This window comes from Ruegeria sp. CDSA241, assembly GCF_059611265.1.
In genome coordinates, this window is the sequence record NZ_JBXWPF010000014.1 from 86,669 (window position 1) to 104,933 (window position 18,265).

Consider the following 18,265-nt stretch of genomic DNA (forward strand, 5'->3'; position numbering starts at 1 on the left):
CCTAGTTCAGTTCTGTATGAAGATGGTGGCAGAAACACACGGCGCGTTGGTAAATATGCTTCCAATATCTGCGGTACCCTACACTAACTCATCACCTTCAACTGCCCGCCCAGCCACGGCACCTGCGCGACTGCCGGATCAACAATCTGGCTCCGCATCAGCCGTCGGATCATGTCTGCAACCTCTTTGGGTACTTGGTCCGACCAGTCAGAGCGGGTGAACAGCGAAATTGTGCGGGCGAAGTCACCGAACGGGACCGGATGCGCCTCCATCCCGTCATGAAACCGCGTCGCACGCATATATCCCAGTGGTGTTGTGATCGCCCAGCCAAGCCCCTGTGCGACCATTGCCATCAGCGCCAGGTGCGAGCCGATTTCAAACCGTTCCTCGAACTCCATTTGCTGGCGCGCCAGATGCGCCTCGATCTGGCGACTGATCAGCTGATCTCGGGCGTATCGCAGAAAGGGCAGGTCCTGTATTGAATTCCCCTTACCCTTTGGGGTCACCAGAATGAAAGGGTCCTGAACCAGAGGGTATTCAATCACACCCTTCAGGACCTCTCCGGAATGCGCGGATACAGCCATATGCAGCCTCTGCGCCTCCAGCTCGGCGAACAGGTTTAGGCTGGGCAACGTGATCAGTTTGAATTTCGACCGGGTTAGGCTGTCGGCGAGCAAAGTCGCCAGCCGCGGGGTCAGATCGTTGTCGAAATCGTCAATCAAACCGATGGAGAGGGTGGTCAGATGCCCCAGATCCATCACGGTCAGTTCGCTTTGGGCCATTTGCAGTTCGGCCAGCACGACCTCGGCCCGCGCCAGAAAGCTGCGGCCGGCTTGCGTTAAACGCATTGGTCGTCGCCCGTGATCGACCAGATCAGTGCCCAATGCCTTTTCCAGATTGCGCAACTGCTGAGAAACCGAAGGCTGGCTGAGCCCCGTGATCTCGGCGGCCAGTGCCACCGATCCTGTCCGCGCCAAAGCCTCGAACACCTCAAGGCCCCGCAGGGTCAGCCCTTTCATTACCATCTGATACACCTTTCGCTGCGCCATATCTGAGGTGCAGTGCGCATCAGGTCAAGCAGCGTGACCGGCTTAGTTGCAGATTGCCTGCGCCATCTGGCCAAAGTTCTTATACCGATCCCACAGCGCATCATCGCGCGAAGTCTGCGACATCTTCAACTCCTGCGCCTGATGGGGGTCGGTGAACCACTTGGCGACGGTCTTCTGATCACCACGCGTCAACGCCTGATCCGCGACGCGCTGAATGCAGCTGCACCGCGCCCGCGTTGCCGCCGACCGGTCCGACGCCAGACACGCCCGTTTGATCTGCGCAGCCTCGCTCGGTGCCGGAGCCATCGCCGTCAGCGATGCCGCACAAAATGCGATTAAGAGGAACTGTTTCATGCTCTTGCCTCGTTTTTGCCTGCCCGGACGGGTCTGATGCCCCTCTCGGTCTGTGGCGGAGTATGAATCAAAGTGGATTTCGGATCAATCATGTGCTGCGAAAAAGTGATTGCGCACATAATTGATGTCGCGTTTTCTGGCCTGACTTCGCTTAGAACTATATCGTGAGACAAAAATGCTAAAGAAATACGGGCGTACATTCCACTTGCCGCAATCTCCCGGTGCTACAAGCGATGACAAGATCATGTCGAGTGTTGATGAGTTGGCATCAGCGGACGAAGTCGTCTTTACCGAAAAGATGGACGGCGAGAATACGACAATTCACAGCCAAGGCTGCCACCCTCGCAGCATCGACGCAAGATATCACCCGTCGCGAGACTGGGTGAAGGCTTTCGCAGCTGGTATCGCACCGCAACTTACTTAGGATGAGCGCATTGTTGGCGAATATCTATTCGCACGTCATTCCATCGCGTATTTGGAATTGCCGACTTATTTTTTGGGATTCGCGTGGATCAAAGCTGGCGTCGTTCAGCCATGGGATGCGACGCTGTCACGCTTTACAAAACTTGGAATCAGCCCTGTTTCCGAACTGTATCGGGGACGGCTCTCAGCTCAGGTCGTCGCTGATGTAATTGCAGCCCTAGATCTAGACACACAAGAGGGGTTTGTCGTTCGCACAACAGCAGCATTCGAGGAAGAAAACATGCCCACTCATCTCGCGAAGTACGTACGTGAAGGTCATGTGCAAAGTGAGACGCATTGGATGAATGCTGAACTGGTTAGAAATGGGCTGGTCTGATCGGATCGAAGCCTAGCAACTAAAGGGTTTCGTCGGGTCTCGTCCTACCTTGACCGCAGCCCAATTCCGACGCATATCCCCAACCCATGACAGACCTCGCTCACATCCGCAATTTCTCCATCGTCGCGCATATCGACCATGGCAAATCCACCCTTGCTGACCGGCTCATCCAAGAGACCGGGACAGTCAAGGATCGTGACATGAAGGAACAGCTGCTCGACAGCATGGATATCGAGCGCGAGCGCGGCATCACCATCAAGGCCAACACGGTCCGCATCGACTATACCGCCGACAATGGCGAGAAATACGTGCTGAACCTGATCGACACCCCCGGCCACGTGGACTTTGCCTATGAGGTCTCGCGGTCGATGCGTGCGGTCGAAGGCTCTCTGCTGGTTGTGGACTCGACCCAAGGGGTCGAGGCGCAGACGCTGGCCAATGTGTATCAAGCCATCGACGCCGATCATGACATCGTGCCGGTGCTGAACAAGATCGACCTGCCTGCGTCCGATTGTGACCGCGTGGCCGAACAGATCGAGGATGTGATCGGCATCGACGCGTCTGAGGCGATTCAGGTCAGCGCCAAGACCGGGCAGGGCATCCATGAGACGTTGGAGGCCATTGTCACCCATCTGCCGGCCCCCAAGGGTAATCTGGATGCACCGCTCAAGGCGATGCTGGTCGATAGCTGGTACGACGCCTATCTCGGCGTCATCGTTCTGGTCCGCATCATGGACGGCACCCTGAAAAAGGGCATGCGCGTCAAGTTCATGTCGAACAACACCCTGCACCATGTCGACCGCGTTGGCGTTTTTCGGCCTGAGATGGAGATGGTGGACAGCCTCGGCCCCGGTGAGATCGGCTTTCTCACCGCCTCGATCAAACAGGTCCGTGACACCCGCGTCGGTGACACGATCACCAATGACCGCAATGGCGCAGAAATCGCGCTGGACGGCTTTAAACCCGCGCAGCCGGTGGTGTTCTGCGGTCTGTTCCCCGTCGACAGTTCCGAATTCGAAGACCTGCGCGACGCGATCGACAAACTGGCGCTGAATGACGCCAGCTTCAGCTTTGAGATGGAAACCTCGGCCGCTTTGGGCTTTGGCTTCCGCTGCGGCTTCCTTGGCCTGTTGCACCTTGAGGTCATCCGCGACCGGATTGAGCGCGAATATGATATCGAGCTGATCACCACTGCGCCCTCGGTGATCTATCACGTCTACATGAAAGACGGTGAGATGATCGAGCTGCACAACCCCGCCGACATGCCCGACCCGTCAAAGGTCGACCATATCGAGGAACCACGCATCAAGGCGACCATCCTTGTGCCGGATGAATTCCTGGGCGACGTGCTGAAACTGTGCCAGGACCGCCGTGGCATCCAGATGGACCTGACCTATGCGGGCTCGCGCGCGATGGTCGTCTATGACCTGCCACTGAATGAGGTCGTCTTTGACTTCTACGACCGCCTGAAATCGGTGACCAAGGGCTATGCCTCGTTTGATTATCAGATGACCGGCTATACCGAGGACGCGCTGGTCAAGATGTCGGTGCTGGTGAATGACGAACCGGTCGATGCGCTGTCGACCATGGTTCACCGTGACCGGGCCGAGATGCGGGGCCGGGCGATGTGCGAGAAGCTCAAAGACCTGATCCCGCGCCACATGTTCAAAATCCCGATCCAGGCCGCCATCGGCGGCAAGGTCATCGCGCGCGAGACCCTCTCGGCCCTGCGTAAGGACGTTACTGCCAAGTGTTACGGAGGCGACGCCACGCGGAAACGCAAACTGCTGGACAAGCAGAAGGCGGGTAAGAAGAAGATGCGCCAGTTCGGGAAGGTGGATATTCCGCAGGAGGCGTTTATTTCTGCGTTGAAGATGGATGGCTGAATCTGGTTATCCACCAGGTCTGATTTATAGGCATCGCGGTTACACCGATTGCGATTTAGAAGACGAGGATATGTGTTCTCGGTTGGAGAATGAGGTCGAGGCCGCGCAAAAAGGGTGCGTTTGGTATTCGCCCTTGAGCAGCCAAAACGATCCTTTCGACACATTGCCAGTACTAATCGATTCTGAACGAACGGAAATACAAAAGTTAATCAAAGCATTTCAACGCGAATACGGTAACAATAGGATGATTTCTGGAAGAAATCTCGCCGATGAAGCTAGAAACCTTAAGATACCTATACGTGAATTTAGAGATAGATATTTCAGTTTTGAGCATCTCAAAACTGAAATTCCTAAGCATTTAGTAGCGGCGCGGGAATGGCAAACGATCTGTTGCTTTACGGCAAATCCTTTTAGTTCTCTGATGTGGGCTTACTATTCTGCATCTCATCAGTCCTTTTGTTACGAGTTTTCTTGCGAAAAAGAGGATTTGGCTGCGGCTAGGAAAGTCGTTTCCAAAGTAAAATACTTGGAAAGCCGCCCAGCCTTGACGACAGTTCAAACTATCCGTTGGTTGATCAATAGTATTCGCCGAGCGAATCCACCAAAGCATCGATCTCTAGTTGTTTCGGGTGAAGAAGCTACTAGAGTGAACGATGCTCTGGTGCTGTCAAAATCCAAAGAGTGGGATCGTGAATGCGAGTGGAGAGCTCTGAAAACACAAGGTGATTCCGCGGGATACAATTCGATTGCACCTTATCGACTATCGTCCATTGTGCTTGGTGCCAATGCCAGCGATCGACTCAAAGGGTTTTTGACGTCTCGCATAGGCTCAGATGTTGAAGTCAGGAAACTAGCGCTATCTGAGCATTCGTATGGTCTGGAGTTTGCTTGACCTAGTTTCGTGAAACAAGCCGATGCGGCGGTCCAAACGATACAGTCACCAGTGATTGAGGTCACGCCCGGCGGCACCGCCGGGCCGCGCCGACCCGCCTCCGTTAAACCGAAGTTTGCCTCCGGCAAAACGGGCGGCGCGTTTTCGTTTCGGGGCTCCGCCCGTTCGCGGCTGAATTCGTCCACTGGACGAATTCCAAGACGCCGCTCACTCTGACCCAGATCAAAGACCGCATGCGCTCTCAATCCTAGGATCCGCGGAAGTTGAATCCCTGATATGAGGCCCCCATGCTTCCCCTGATGCTGATCGTACATATCTTCCTTGGCTCCACCTTTGCCGGGTCCGCTGTGATTGCGGTTCTGTCGATGGGGTATACGACGCTATACCCTATCCTGATCGCTGCCGGAGCTGGCTTTATTGCGGCGTTTCCGGTTTCGTATCTGGTGACCCGAAAGATCGCGGGATAAGGCCTGTTCGACCCATTGTGACCAACCTCACAGCCGCATCCCGGCTGGCCTGCTAGAGTTTACCCAGCGGAACCCTAGCAGGAGGCGCAGATGTCCACATCCATGATCCCCTTCATTGCCCTCGGGTCAGCGGGTCTCTATTCCGTTGCCATGGTCGCGATGAAGTTCTGGTGGAAAATCCCTGGCCTGGGGCTTGGCCTGCTGATCGTCGCGACCCTGCTGGCCGGGGCGACGCTCGAACTCGCCGCGCTGCGCGACGAACGGTTGGGCATAATCTATACTGGAATTCTGGGGGCCGAGGTTGTTCTCATCGCCATCGCCTCATTCTTTCTGTTTGGCGAAAACTTCTCGCATCGCGAAGTGTTTGGCATTTCCCTGGTCGTGATCGGCACCGCGCTGGCCTGGGCCTAAGCGCGACAATCTGGTTAGGCTTTTTTAAAGCCTTCATGAAGCTTCCTATAGGTAAGTTGCAACCGGCCCTCAGCCACCCAATCTGTGTAAAAGGCCAGCGAAAGGCCCAGCACAGGAGGTGAGCCAGTGACAGCAATTTCAACTATCGAAGCGGTAAATGCCCCTTCATCTAGGTTGGCTGCGTGGGCTGGCGCAAGATCCTTGGGCTGTATGTAATCTTGAATTTGCGTAGCCTGCGCGATCGAACGAGTTCCGGGCTCGTCTCTGGTCTCCAGGTGAACTGAAGCGTCTCTGGTCTGGTTGGAATTTAGGGGGTACTGGCTGCGAATTGCCGCAGCGCTTAGTAGGTAACCCAACCGGGTCGGAGCGCTTCTCAAATTCAGAACAGGCTTTCAGCGCAAAATGCGGGCAGGTGGCCCTGATTGGTCAGAAAATGCCTCGGTCCTCGGAGGCCGTGGCCAAAGAGCGACCCGTTCACGGCGGGTTTGATTCGAAATATCAGGGATCGGATCGGCGCAATCGCTCACCAAAACCCCCAGAAGGGTCGTGCAGCCCGTTTGCGCCTGCAGAAAGAGTCCAAAATCCCGGGCCAAGCACGCAATTTCACTTGTCCAATCGCAACTCTGCGCAGGAACGTAAAATCTAGAGTTATCCACATTACTCTCCAGCGAGATATCAACAGTTTATCCCCGACTATTTTTTATGCTGCAGTGCTATTTTCTTGCCCGTTTATGACCGCGATGTAACAGTCAGGTTACCGCAGAGGTTCTTAGGATCCTGGGTGGGACGCAAAGGCCAAGGGGGTCGCTGCGGTGAAGGGAAATCTTAGGATTTTGTTCTACTGCAAAGACTTACCGGTGCGTGATCCGCTGATTTGGGCGTCAAGTTTGAAACAGGTGATCAAGCTCTCAGAAGGTTAATGCGTGCTGTGCGGGGCCCTCGGGCTCTGTTCAGCGGCTGTGGCCCCTTAGGGGGACAAAGCAACTGGATCGGGGCGTCCCTCGGGCGTGTCGAACCGGTAAGGCGTCAGGGGTGCCCTATGGGCACATGCAAAGACCGCGTCTGCGCACCTGACGCCTTTTCCTTTTTCCGGGCCCCGGATTCATACAGGCAGCGATTTAATTCCCCCTAAAACGGGAACGGGGTTCTTGCGTTTAAGCAAGAACCCCGTGATCGTGTCAGAAATGCAATGCCGCGTCTATGCACCTGTGTCCGCAAGGATAGCGGGTCCGGGTGCAGAGAGCAACTATATCTTGTATGTCGCCCGATCTTGATCGCTACATTCCGAATGGAATCAGATGTTTTCCTGAACCTCGGTGGCTGCGCCCTGAATTGCGTCACCTGCTTTTTCAATATCTTTACCGGCGCCTTTAGCGGTTTCACATGCGGCGAGTGTGCAAAGGGCCAGTCCAATAAGTGCGGCTCGGATCATAGGTCTCTCCTTTTGTATAAGTCCCGATTTTCGTAGCAGTTTTGCTAATGGTGAACCAGAGTTTTGAACCGGCATTCTATTCTTTACGAAAAAGTGGCCCGATGGCTGCTGTCACCAGAAAGATCACAGCTGCGGCGCAGACGATGCTGGGCCCGGCCGGAGTGTCGGCAAGATACGCACCGCACAGCCCGACAAGGGCGGCAGCTGATCCGATGATTGCGGCCCCGAATGCCATATTTTCAGGTGTTTTCACCAAAGATCGTGCACCGGCTGCCGGGATGACGAGCAGGGCGGCAATCAACAGAACCCCTACCACTTTGATTGCCACGGCAACGGCCAGCGCCATGGTCAGCGTCAACCACACCTCCTCGCGCTTAGGGTCAATGCCGGATGCATAGGCCATGTCCGGGTTCAGCGTGGCGACAAGTAGGGCTGACCAGCGCCAGATCATGACTGCCAGGATCAACGCGCCGCCGCCCCAAATGGTTGCCAAATCGCCTTTGGTGACAGCCAGGATATCACCAAACAGAAAGGCATTTAAATCCAGCCGGACGTCGGACAGCAAGGCGACGGTGACTAGCCCTGCGGCCAGGGCTGTATGCGCTATTACGCCTAGTAATGTATCCATCGCCAACCCCTTGCCACGCAAAAGCGTGACGGTAAGCCCCATGGCAAGCGCTGACGCCACAATCGACGGCAGCATCGGAAGCGAAAATGCCAGAGACAGTGCCACACCCAGAACAGCCGCGTGCGCTGTGGCCTCGCCCAGATAGGCCATCCGGCGCCATACCACAAAGCACCCCAAAGGGGCCGCCGCGAGTGCAACGCCAATACCCGCCAGCGCCGCACGAACCATAAAATCGTCTAACATCAGTTGGTTGTTTCCTGGTCGTGGTGGTGGTCATGGTCGTGCGAATGGCTGTGTTGATGTTGGTAAAGGGCCATCATGCCCTTGGTTCCGCTGCCAAATAAGGCCCGGTATTCAGGTGCGTCCGCGACGGTATGAGGCGACCCCTCGCAGCATATATGTCCGTTCAGACATAGCACACGGTCTGAGGCCGCCATGACAACGTGCAGATCGTGACTGACCATCACGATCGCGCAACCAAGGTCGCGTCTGACCTGCTCAATGCGTTGATAGAAGGCAGCTGCACCCGGTTGATCCAGGCCTTGCGTTGCTTCATCCAAAAGCAAGACCTGAGGATCATCAAGGAGTGCGCGCGCCAGCAGAACTCGTTGAAATTGACCGCCCGAAAGCTGGGTCATTTGCCGGTTGCGCAGATCCGGGACGCCCGCTCGTTCTAGTGCATCCAGCGCTTTGCGGGCCGAGATCCGTTTGGGTAAGCCCAGGAAACGTTGCACGGTCATCGGAAAAGCGGCGTCCAAAGCCAGTTTTTGCGGGACATAACCGATGCGCAGGCCGGGCGCGCGGCTTACCTGGCCTTCTGATGGGGTAATGGCCCCAATGATCGCCCGTAAAAGAGTCGACTTACCAGATCCGTTGGGCCCCACAATGGTCACGATCTCTGCTTCGGAAACTGCCGCATTCACATGTTCAAGGATCGTGCGGCCGTCGATCCGAATGGACATGTTTTTCAATGAAATAAGAGGGGTATTCATGCCGCCGACCCTACACATTCGGGACATAGGCCCTCGGCCTCGACCACTACTCGTTCGATTTGAAACCCCGAGGTGTTCGCCGCAGCGCCCAATCGACCCTGTGTCAGCTCGGTTTCCGTTTCAGCCACTGCTTTGCAGGACCTGCAGATCAGAAACGCGGGGACATGGTCATGGGTCGGGTGGGCGCAGGCTGTATAGGCATTCAGTTGCTCGATACGATGCACGAACCCGTTTTGCACAAGGAAATCCAGTGCACGATACGCGACCGGAGGTTGCGACCCGAGCCCTTCTGCAGCTAGCACAGCCAGAATGTCATATGCGCCCATTGCCCGGTGCTTTTCCAACAGGATCTCAAGAACACGGCGTCGGACAGTGGTGAATTGCAGGCGCTTTGTTCTGCACTTGTTTTCGGCCTGAGACAGCGCAGTGTGAACGCAGTGGGCGTGATCGTGTTGTCTGAATCCAACAGTGCTCATGGCGGGACTCCAATGATTTTCAACTTGATATGTAATAACGTCCGGATTAACAAGCGTACAACGAATGTAATAACATATCATTTCGGAGGGAATATGTTCCGACCCACACTGTATTTGTTCTCAATCGCGTTTGCAGGCCAAGCTATTGCTGAAGCGCCAAGCGTGGCCGTCGATATTGCGCCTGTTCATTCGCTGGTCGCCCGTGTGATGGATGGCGTGGGTGAGCCCAGTCTGATCATTCCGCCCGGGGCGTCACCTCATGATCACGCTATGCGGCCTTCTGAGGCGCGGTCTTTACAGTCCGCCGAGATCGTATTCTGGACTGGAGAAGAGCTGACCCCTTGGCTGGCTAAACCCTTGGGTGCGCTGTCGCCGGATGCACTGCACGTCTCTTTGTTGGATGCCGATGGAACAATTCTCTATGAATTCCGGGATGCGACCGATCATGATGACCATGATGACCATGATGACCATGATGACCATGCGGATCATGATGGCCACGACGATCACGCGGATTACGACGATCATGCGGGTCATGACGATCACGACGACCATGCGGGCCATGCAGACGACCATGGCCATGATCACGAAGGGGTTGACCCCCACGCCTGGCTGGATCCCGAAAATGCACGTATCTGGGTTCAGGTAATTGCCGCAACGCTCTCAGAGGCGGACCCTGAAAACGCCGATGTTTATCAGCAGAACGCGGCGACCGCAGATCGGGAACTGGTTGAACTGAAAGAAAAAATTATGACAGATCTGACAGATATGCAGACGCTGTCATTCATAACGTTTCATGATGCCTATCAGTATTTCGAAAAGCGATTTGGGCTGGAGTCATCCGGCGCAGTCAGTCTTGGCGATGCGTCCTCTCCCGGGCCGGCGCGATTGGCGGCTTTGCGTGAAAAGGTTGAGCATGAAGGAATTGTTTGTGCCTTTTCCGAGCCGCAATTTGACACAAGGCTGGTGCGGACAGCGATCGAAGGAACCGGGGCCACGATCTTTGAATTGGATCCCGTAGGCGTTAGTTTTGACACGGGAATTTCGCACTATGATAGTTTGCTAATGGCCATGTCCGCCGGCTATCAAGACTGTTCCAAAAGTAAGTCGTAAGTAGCTGGGATAGCGGATTGCTCTTATTCTTCGTTGCAAAAGAGTTCGTAGACAACCTCTAACATCCGGCGTGGCCGTTCATCGGCCAGTCTATAAAAGATCGCCTTGCCTTCGCGGCGAGGCGTCACCAACCCTTCAAGTCGCAACCGCGACAGTTGTTGCGAAACAGCGGCTTGCCGCGCCGAAAGCAGCTCTTCCAGTTCTGTTACTGACTTTTCTCCCGATACCAGGTGGCACAGGATCATGAGACGCCCTTCGTGGCTGATGGCCTTGAGAAAATTTGCAGCATGCGTTGCGTTCTCAACCATTTTGTCGAAATTTTCCGGAGATGTTTCCTGTGAAAGTTGTGGAAGGGCCATCCTCTGTTTCCTTACCAGCCCACACTTTGGGCGCCTGTTTGTGTTGCTGCCTGGAGAAGGTCGCAAGTCAGCTAGTTATGAACATTTACTCTTATATGCATGAATCAAAATGAGGTGAGGGGAAAAGGGGAACTTGTGAGAGTTCGACGCAGATTTCGACTTTGAAGAGCGTATCGCTTTAGTCACCGCTGAATATCAATTTGCATTTGCAGGGCATGAAGTTTCCTGCACCCCTTGCAGCCCCACTGTGGCGATACTAAGACTCAGGTAACAGATTTTCGGGTAGTGTCCCGATCCATAGCAAAGCAGGCAGGTTTCTTATGTTCGATCCCGTTGACACATACATGAACACGCTTGTCCCAATGGTCGTTGAGCAGACCAGCAGGGGTGAGCGCGCATATGATATCTTCTCGCGCCTTCTGAAAGAGCGGATCATCTTTATCAACGGCCCGATCCACGACGGGATGAGCCATCTTGTGGTTGCTCAGCTGCTGCACCTTGAGGCGGAGAACCCGAACAAGGAAATCTCGATCTACATCAACTCGCCGGGTGGCGTGGTCACCAGCGGTTTGTCGATTTACGACACAATGCAGTATATCAAACCGAAATGTTCCACATTGGTGATCGGTCAAGCGGCCTCGATGGGGTCGGTTCTGCTGGCCGGTGGTGAGAAGGGCATGCGCTTTTCCCTGCCGAACAGCCGCATCATGGTGCACCAGCCCAGTGGCGGATATCAGGGGCAGGCAAGCGATATCATGATCCACGCAGCTGAGACGCAAAAGCTGAAGGATCGCCTGTATGATATCTATGTACGCCATACTGGACAGACCAAAAAGGCTGTTGAAAAGGCGCTGGACCGTGACAACTTCATGAGCCCGGAAGAGGCTAAGGAATGGGGTCACATAGACGAGATCGTTGAAAACCGCGCCAAGATGAGCGGCGAAGAGGGCTAAGCCCAGACCCCTCGTGTCGCCGATACGGGGGGTATTTTGAGATTGTAGCCGCCACAGTGCTGGCCTAAGCTGCACGAACAGGCGCAAGCGCGGCCCCGCAAAGGGGCATAGGATGGAGCCCGAAAGGTAGATCATGGCGACGAATTCAGGCGGTGACGGCAAAAACACGCTCTACTGCAGCTTCTGTGGCAAAAGCCAGCATGAGGTGCGTAAGCTGATTGCAGGTCCGACCGTGTTCATCTGTGATGAATGCGTCGAGCTGTGTATGGACATCATCCGCGAAGAGACGAAAGCCAACGGGCTGAAATCTTCTGACGGAGTGCCGACGCCGAAAGACATCTGCGAAGTTCTGGACGATTATGTGATCGGTCAGGCTACGGCCAAGCGGGTTCTGTCAGTAGCGGTTCACAACCACTATAAACGATTGAATCACGCTCAGAAGGCCGGCAGCGATATCGAGCTGGCCAAATCCAACATCCTGTTGATCGGCCCGACAGGCTGCGGCAAGACGTTGTTGGCGCAAACTCTGGCGCGCATTCTGGATGTGCCCTTTACCATGGCCGATGCGACCACGCTGACCGAAGCCGGTTATGTGGGCGAGGATGTCGAAAATATCATCCTCAAACTGTTGCAGGCCAGCGAATACAATGTCGAACGCGCGCAGCGCGGCATCGTTTACATCGATGAGGTCGACAAGATCACGCGCAAATCCGAGAATCCCTCGATCACGCGCGACGTGTCGGGCGAGGGCGTGCAGCAGGCGCTGCTGAAGCTGATGGAAGGCACCGTCGCCAGTGTTCCGCCGCAAGGTGGACGCAAGCATCCGCAGCAGGAATTCCTGCAAGTGGACACGACGAATATCCTGTTCATCTGCGGTGGTGCCTTTGCGGGTCTGGATAGAATTATCGCACAGCGCGGCAAAGGCTCGGCCATGGGCTTTGGTGCCGATGTGCGGGACAATGATGACCGCGGCGTGGGTGAGATTTTCAAAGAGCTGGAGCCTGAAGACCTGCTGAAATTCGGTCTGATCCCGGAATTTGTCGGACGTCTGCCAGTTCTGGCCACGCTTGAAGATCTCGACGAGGATGCGCTGGTCACCATTCTGACCAAACCCAAGAACGCGCTGGTCAAACAGTATCAGCGTCTGTTCGAACTGGAAGATGCCGAGCTGGGCTTTACCGACGATGCGCTCAAGGCTATCGCCAAACGCGCCATTGAACGGAAGACCGGTGCACGCGGGCTGCGCTCGATCCTTGAAGACATCCTTCTGGACACGATGTTCGAATTGCCTGGCATGAAGAACGTGACCGAGGTTGTCGTTAACGAAGAGGCTGTATCCTCGGACAAGCAGCCGCTGATCATCTATGCGGATGCGGCGGAATCAGCTTCGGCCGGGTAATCACTGAATTTGAATTACAACAGATGGCGCGGTGATCCCGCGCCATTTTGTGTTTGGGAGGGCAGGATGACGATAAGGCGAATTTCCTCGGGCGGTCAATATGAGGCCAAAGTCGGCTATTGCCGGGCAGTGGTTGCAAACGGTTTTGTCTTTGTTGCCGGAACCTGCGCACAAGGCGAAATCATTCCCAAAGATATCGTCGGACAGTGCAAATCCGCGCTGCAGGCGATTGAAAAGGCCTTGGATGAGGCTGGATCAAATTTGGCGCATGTGGTTCGGGTAAACTACTACCTTCCGGACATGTCAGAATTTGAACTGTGCTGGCCCTTGCTGGTTGAGGCATTTGGTGAAAACCCGCCGGCGGCGACAGTGACCGAATGCAACCTGATCACGCCAGAGGACCGCATCGAGATTGAAGTGACCGCAGTTTTGCCGGATTGATGCGCAACGTTACCCTAGCACTGGACCTTGGCGGACCTTTGGTCCATATCTGCAGAGACAAAAATGCCGGAGGCAGCCGATGGGAATCCTGAACAGTCTTTTGCGCGCCGTGACCTGGTGGAACGGGGCCACCCTGAACACCCAGATTTACACCGCGCGCAAAGGCGTGAAAGTCGGTGAAGATAATGAAGGCAATATATTTTATCGTACCGCGGATGACAGCAGGCGTTGGGTGATCTTCAACGGCGAGGCCGAGGCCAGCAGGGTTGATCCCGATTGGCACGGTTGGTTGCACCGCACCTGGGACGAACCGCCAACCGACAAACCTCTGGCACATAAATCCTGGGAAAAACCGCATCAGGAAAACCTGACAGGAACCGCGCTTGCTTATGCACCGGCGGGGTCTTTGCGCCGCCCGGATCCGGTCGAGCGTTCGGATTATGAGGCCTGGAACCCGGAATAAGACGAGGCGAGCAATGTCATCTTACAAAGTTTCAGAAGTTTTGGTCGGAGGCGCCGTCCTGGCCGGGGCAATAGCGTTTGGCGTCTATGCGAGCCAGTCGACAGGCCTGTCCCAGGGCGGTTCTGGTTATGAGCTTAACGCCTCTTTCCGCTCGCTCGAAGGCGTCGGCGTCGGAACGGACGTGCGGCTTGCCGGGGTCAAAATCGGCACCGTGACAGGAGTGGCCCTGAACCCGGAAACCTATCGGGCGGACACGACTTTTGCGATTTCTGATGGAATTTTGGTCCCCGATGACAGTGCTATCGTGATCTCATCCGAAGGGTTGCTGGGTGGTAACTTTGTAGAAGTCATGCCAGGCGGATCGCCCTTTAACTTTGAACCGGGCGATCAGGTCGAGGATACACAGGGCGCAGTCAGCCTGATTTCGCTTTTGGTTAAGTTCGTCGCCGGAGATGGCGGCGAATGAAGCGATATGCTCTGATCGCGGCAATACTGGCAGCCTCTGGGGTAGCGGCACAGCAAAAGGTTCAATCCGGACCGGGTGCAATGCTCAGAGGGCTGGATAAGGTCAATGGCCAGACCGTTGATGTCGAACTGCAAAACGGCCAATCCAAGACAGTCTTTGGGCTGGATGTCGCACTGGGTGATTGCCGCTATCCTGCAGATAACCCAACAGGGGACGCGTTTGCCTACCTGACCATTTGGGAACAAGGCGGAACGGATCAACTGTTTGACGGGTGGATGATTGCCACCTCGCCAGCCCTGAATGCGCTTGATCATTCGCGCTATGACGTCTGGGTGATCCGCTGTATCACGCCATCCGGCGATTGATCGAGATCAGCAGAGAAATCTGCTGCAATAGTCACTGCCTCTTCCAGCGCGTTCCGATACTGTGCCCGTGGCACCTCGATCGCGCCGAGCGAGGCGAGATGCGCGGTTAAAAACTGTGTATCGAACAGTTTGAACCCGCAGGACCGCAACCTGTCGACCAAATAAGCCAGTGCAATTTTTGAGGCATCCTTGCGCCGGGAAAACATGCTTTCGCCAAAGAAGGCAGCGCCAAGAGTAACGCCATAAACGCCCCCAACCAAATTCGGGCCGTCCCAGATTTCCAGTGAATGGGCGTGACCGGATTGGTTCAGCTTTTGGTAAAGGGTGCGAAGTTCCTGATTGATCCAGGTATCCGTGCGATCAGCGCAGCCATCAACAACGCCGGGAAAATCCCTGTTGATTGACACCGTGTACCCACAGTTCCGAATCCTGCGGGCCAAGCTGCGTGAGATGTGAAATCCGTCCAGAGGGAAGATGCCGCGAAACTTAGGATCAACCCAGAACAGGTCCGGATCATCGCGATGTTCAGCCATCGGGAAGATACCGATGGAATATCCATGGAGCAGTAATTCCGGGGAAAGGCTCATGCCAGGCGCCTCAGGGTCGGAAAGCGATAACCTTCCGACCCAGCAGAGTTAGTCGGCCATATTCTCCGCAAGCCAGTGCTCCAGCCAGTGGATGTTATAATCACCGCTTTGGACGTCACTTTCTTGCAGAAGTGCGTGGAACAAGGGAACCGTCGTGTCGATTCCGTCCACGATCAACTCACCCAATGCGCGTTCGAGACGGGCCAGTGCTTCGGGCCGGTCGCGGCCCTGCACGATCAGTTTGGCGATCAGTGAGTCGTAGTAGGGCGGGATCGTGTACCCGTCATACAACGCTGAATCCATCCGCACACCCAGACCGCCCGGCGCATGGTAGGCCGAGATTTTTCCGGGGCAGGGCGAGAAGTTTGGCAATTTCTCGGCGTTGATCCGAACCTCGATGGCGTGACCATTGATTTTCAGATCATCCTGACCGAATGACATTGGCTGACCAGCCGCAACGCGGATTTGTTCGCGCACCAGATCCACGCCAAAGATGCCCTCAGTGACCGGGTGTTCGACCTGTAGGCGGGTGTTCATCTCGATGAAATAGAAGTCGCCATTTTCGTACAGAAATTCGATCGTACCTGCACCGATATAGTTGATCTTGGCAACCGCATCGGCACAGACCTTACCGATCCTTGCGCGTTCTTCGGGGGTGATGCAGGGGCCGGGTGCCTCTTCGAATACCTTTTGGTGGCGGCGCTGCAGGGAACAGTCGCGCTCGCCCAGATGAACCGCTTGGCCCTTGCCATCGCCAAAGACCTGAATCTCGATGTGGCGCGGTGTGGTCAGGTATTTCTCAATATAGACCTCGTCATTACCAAATGCGGCTTTGCCTTCGGCGCGCGCGGTCATAAAGGCGCTTTCCATCTCATCCGCACTCATCGCGACTTTCATGCCGCGTCCGCCGCCACCGGCGGTGGCCTTGATGATGACAGGATAGCCGAATTCTTCACCGATCCGCTTGGCTGCGGCCAGATCCGGCACGCCACCATCTGAACCAGGCACACAGGGAACGCCCAAGGCTTTCATCGTGTCCTTGGCTGTGATCTTGTCCCCCATCACGCGGATATGCTCAGCGGTGGGGCCAATGAAGGTGATGTCGTGATCTTCGACGATCTGCACAAACTCGGCATTTTCAGACAAAAAGCCGTAGCCCGGGTGGATCGCCTGAGCGCCAGTGATCTCGCAGGCTGAGATGATCGCAGGCACCGACAGATAGCTTTGTGGGCTGGGCGGGGGGCCGATGCAGACCGATTCGTCCGCCATGCGTACATGCATCGCGTCACTGTCTGCGGTTGAATGGACGGCGACTGTCTTAATCCCCATCTCGCGTGCGGCGCGGATGACGCGCAGGGCGATCTCGCCTCGGTTGGCAATCAGGATCTTGTCGAACATGGGGCCGCCTTACTCAACAATGACCAAAGGAGTGCCGAATTCCACAGCATCGCCATCACCCACCAAAATACGCTTGATAGTGCCGGATTTAGGCGCGTGGATGTGGTTCATGGTTTTCATCGCTTCGACGATCAGCAGCGTGTCGCCTTCGGAAACACTGGCACCGACGGAGATGAAGGACGGCGCACCCGGCTCGGGCTGCATGTACACGGTGCCGACCATGGGCGAAGTCACAGCGCCTGGATGGCTGGCTGGATCGTCACTTGCTGTGGGTGCTTCAGCTGCTGCAGGTGCGGCTGCCGGGGCTGCGGCTGGCGCGGCCGCCGGGACCGCAACCTGGACCGGAGCGGCGACGGGTGACATGCGGCTAACGCGTACGTTCAGGCTGTCATCTTCGCCATAATCGCGCTTTACCTGCAACTCGGTCAGGTCGTTTTCCCGCAGCAGTTCGGCCAGTGCCTTGATAAACGCCACATCCGCTTCGTGTTTGGTATCTGTCATGAGTGTCCTCGACGGTTCCCCTTTGGCCCGTCTGTTTCGCGCGGGCTTTGGTCTGATTACGCAGCGTTATAAGCTAAGCGTACGGCCATGAAAAGCACAGTCTCGGCCTGTCAGATGGGGGTTTTGCTGAAGATTACCAGTGGTAAACAGCGTTACAGCGGCATTCCGGAGAGTTTCGCAACCAGTTCAGGCAGTTTACGTGCCCCGAATTTTTCAAGCAGCCGCGCACGGTAGGCTTCGATTGTACGATAGCTCAGGTTCAGTTCCGCACCGATTTCCTTGGCCGACAAGCCCTTGCAGGACAGAATGGCAACCTCGCGCTCACGGCTGGTTAGCTCGACCAAAGGGCGTTCCTCGGAAATATCCGAAAAACTCCAGATGCCATGGCGGAATGGATCTTCAGGCGTTAGCGAACGTCCGCGCGCGCGGCACCAGAATAAGTCGCTATCGCGGCGACGCATGACCCTCTCATCCGTGTAATATCCGGTGTCGCGCATTATTTGCAGGCTCCGTGCGCCGATACGTTCCCAATCTGCGACAGAAGGGTAGAGATGTAGCAGGGGCATGTTGCGGTAATCGGCCTCTTCACCGCCGAAAGTGCGTGCGAACTGCAGATTGCACCGGCGGATCACGCGGTTCTCCAACTCGACCAATCCGATCGGCGCATATTCAAAGGCTGGGTCGCTCATATGTCCATGGTGCAGGTGTTTTTCCGAAAATAGAAGGGGAAGGCCTGTGTTTTTCGAAATATGCAAATGGGTTACACCGCGGTCCGGGTGTTTGGAATTGCGGGATGCGTTTGTGAAGAAAGTAAACTGCCCAAGAAAATTTATT

Annotated in this window: 22 protein-coding genes and 1 pseudogene; 12 read left to right on the plus strand and 11 right to left on the minus strand. The window is 55.6% G+C overall.

Features of this window, described 5'->3' with window-relative positions:
* Positions 1–83: 83 nt before the first annotated feature.
* Together AC2FJV_RS13790 and AC2FJV_RS13795 are read right to left on the minus strand one after the other, a co-directional pair.
* Positions 84–1,025, minus strand: coding sequence for a LysR family transcriptional regulator (locus AC2FJV_RS13790; protein ID WP_496690181.1), 942 nt, complete (start codon positions 1,023–1,025; stop codon positions 84–86).
* Positions 1,026–1,091: 66 nt separating this feature from the next.
* Complete coding sequence (locus tag AC2FJV_RS13795) at positions 1,092–1,403, minus strand: hypothetical protein (RefSeq protein ID WP_142638101.1); 312 nt, start codon at positions 1,401–1,403, stop codon at positions 1,092–1,094.
* 244 nt (positions 1,404–1,647) lie between these two features.
* Between AC2FJV_RS13795 and AC2FJV_RS13800 the strand changes: the two are divergent.
* The 5 genes and pseudogenes from AC2FJV_RS13800 to AC2FJV_RS13820 all read left to right on the plus strand — a co-directional run bounded on the left by AC2FJV_RS13800 (position 1,648) and on the right by AC2FJV_RS13820 (position 5,858).
* A pseudogene (locus AC2FJV_RS13800) lies at positions 1,648–2,202 on the plus strand (RNA ligase family protein).
* Between the two features lie 86 nt (positions 2,203–2,288).
* A complete protein-coding gene (gene lepA, locus AC2FJV_RS13805) occupies positions 2,289–4,088 on the plus strand; it encodes a translation elongation factor 4 (RefSeq protein WP_496713948.1) in 1,800 nt (599 codons plus the stop codon).
* Positions 4,081–4,980, plus strand: a complete 900-nt coding sequence (locus AC2FJV_RS13810; protein ID WP_496713949.1) for a DUF2971 domain-containing protein — start codon at positions 4,081–4,083, stop codon at positions 4,978–4,980. Before lepA ends, AC2FJV_RS13810 begins: the two co-directional genes overlap by 8 nt.
* Positions 4,981–5,267: 287 nt before the next feature.
* Positions 5,268–5,447, plus strand: a complete 180-nt coding sequence (locus tag AC2FJV_RS13815) for a CTP synthetase (protein ID WP_142638109.1) — start codon at positions 5,268–5,270, stop codon at positions 5,445–5,447.
* A 90-nt stretch (positions 5,448–5,537) separates the two neighbouring features.
* Entirely contained in the window at positions 5,538–5,858 is a 321-nt protein-coding gene (locus AC2FJV_RS13820) for a hypothetical protein (RefSeq protein ID WP_142638110.1), read from the plus strand.
* 1,294 nt (positions 5,859–7,152) lie between these two features.
* Here AC2FJV_RS13820 and AC2FJV_RS13825 read toward each other — a convergent pair.
* From AC2FJV_RS13825 to AC2FJV_RS13840, 4 genes are all read right to left on the minus strand, one after another.
* On the minus strand, positions 7,153–7,290 hold the full coding sequence (locus AC2FJV_RS13825) for an entericidin A/B family lipoprotein (protein WP_142638111.1): 138 nt from the start codon (positions 7,288–7,290) through the stop codon (positions 7,153–7,155).
* A 76-nt stretch (positions 7,291–7,366) separates the two neighbouring features.
* Positions 7,367–8,161: a metal ABC transporter permease gene (locus tag AC2FJV_RS13830; protein ID WP_142638112.1), complete on the minus strand. Its 795-nt coding sequence runs from the start codon at positions 8,159–8,161 to the stop codon at positions 7,367–7,369.
* Positions 8,161–8,910, minus strand: a complete 750-nt coding sequence (locus tag AC2FJV_RS13835; protein WP_142638113.1) for a metal ABC transporter ATP-binding protein — start codon at positions 8,908–8,910, stop codon at positions 8,161–8,163. Before AC2FJV_RS13835 ends, AC2FJV_RS13830 begins: the two co-directional genes overlap by 1 nt.
* Positions 8,907–9,386, minus strand: coding sequence for a Fur family transcriptional regulator (locus tag AC2FJV_RS13840; protein WP_142638114.1), 480 nt, complete (start codon positions 9,384–9,386; stop codon positions 8,907–8,909). Before AC2FJV_RS13840 ends, AC2FJV_RS13835 begins: the two co-directional genes overlap by 4 nt.
* A gap of 93 nt (positions 9,387–9,479) precedes the next feature.
* Here AC2FJV_RS13840 and AC2FJV_RS13845 point away from each other — a divergent pair, with 93 nt between their 5' ends.
* Positions 9,480–10,499 (plus strand): zinc ABC transporter substrate-binding protein, encoded by a 1,020-nt coding sequence (locus AC2FJV_RS13845; protein WP_496713950.1) that lies wholly within the window; start codon positions 9,480–9,482, stop codon positions 10,497–10,499.
* 23 nt (positions 10,500–10,522) lie between these two features.
* On the opposite strand, the gene AC2FJV_RS13850 is transcribed toward AC2FJV_RS13845, so the two are convergent.
* Positions 10,523–10,858, minus strand: coding sequence for an ArsR/SmtB family transcription factor (locus AC2FJV_RS13850; protein ID WP_142638116.1), 336 nt, complete (start codon positions 10,856–10,858; stop codon positions 10,523–10,525).
* A gap of 320 nt (positions 10,859–11,178) precedes the next feature.
* Between AC2FJV_RS13850 and AC2FJV_RS13855 the strand changes: the two genes are divergently transcribed.
* From AC2FJV_RS13855 to AC2FJV_RS13880, 6 genes are all read left to right on the plus strand, one after another.
* Positions 11,179–11,811, plus strand: coding sequence for an ATP-dependent Clp protease proteolytic subunit (locus AC2FJV_RS13855; protein WP_142638117.1), 633 nt, complete (start codon positions 11,179–11,181; stop codon positions 11,809–11,811).
* A 133-nt stretch (positions 11,812–11,944) separates the two neighbouring features.
* Positions 11,945–13,210, plus strand: a complete 1,266-nt coding sequence (gene clpX / locus AC2FJV_RS13860; protein WP_142638118.1) for an ATP-dependent Clp protease ATP-binding subunit ClpX — start codon at positions 11,945–11,947, stop codon at positions 13,208–13,210.
* A gap of 66 nt (positions 13,211–13,276) precedes the next feature.
* A complete protein-coding gene (locus AC2FJV_RS13865) occupies positions 13,277–13,651 on the plus strand; it encodes a Rid family hydrolase (protein ID WP_142638120.1) in 375 nt (124 codons plus the stop codon).
* A gap of 79 nt (positions 13,652–13,730) precedes the next feature.
* A complete protein-coding gene (locus AC2FJV_RS13870) occupies positions 13,731–14,114 on the plus strand; it encodes an NADH:ubiquinone oxidoreductase subunit NDUFA12 (RefSeq protein ID WP_142638122.1) in 384 nt (127 codons plus the stop codon).
* Between the two features lie 13 nt (positions 14,115–14,127).
* A complete protein-coding gene (gene mlaD / locus AC2FJV_RS13875) occupies positions 14,128–14,580 on the plus strand; it encodes an outer membrane lipid asymmetry maintenance protein MlaD (protein WP_496713951.1) in 453 nt (150 codons plus the stop codon).
* A complete protein-coding gene (locus AC2FJV_RS13880; RefSeq protein ID WP_142638127.1) occupies positions 14,577–14,945 on the plus strand; it encodes a DUF2155 domain-containing protein in 369 nt (122 codons plus the stop codon). The genes mlaD and AC2FJV_RS13880 overlap by 4 nt, the downstream gene beginning before the upstream one ends.
* Here the strand turns inward: AC2FJV_RS13880 and aat are convergent.
* From aat to AC2FJV_RS13900, 4 genes are all read right to left on the minus strand, one after another.
* Positions 14,900–15,532 carry a leucyl/phenylalanyl-tRNA--protein transferase gene (gene aat, locus AC2FJV_RS13885; protein WP_142638129.1) on the minus strand — a complete coding sequence of 211 codons (633 nt, stop codon included), beginning with the start codon at positions 15,530–15,532 and terminating at the stop codon, positions 14,900–14,902. The two genes, AC2FJV_RS13880 and aat, sit on opposite strands and share 46 nt — an antisense overlap.
* A 48-nt stretch (positions 15,533–15,580) precedes the next feature.
* Positions 15,581–16,930, minus strand: a complete 1,350-nt coding sequence (accC, locus tag AC2FJV_RS13890) for an acetyl-CoA carboxylase biotin carboxylase subunit (RefSeq protein WP_271950374.1) — start codon at positions 16,928–16,930, stop codon at positions 15,581–15,583.
* A gap of 9 nt (positions 16,931–16,939) precedes the next feature.
* Positions 16,940–17,431 carry an acetyl-CoA carboxylase biotin carboxyl carrier protein gene (gene accB / locus AC2FJV_RS13895; protein ID WP_142638133.1) on the minus strand — a complete coding sequence of 164 codons (492 nt, stop codon included), beginning with the start codon at positions 17,429–17,431 and terminating at the stop codon, positions 16,940–16,942.
* A 152-nt stretch (positions 17,432–17,583) separates the two neighbouring features.
* Entirely contained in the window at positions 17,584–18,120 is a 537-nt protein-coding gene (locus AC2FJV_RS13900) for a helix-turn-helix domain-containing protein (RefSeq protein ID WP_142638135.1), read from the minus strand.
* Between the last annotated feature and the right edge of the window lie 145 nt (positions 18,121–18,265).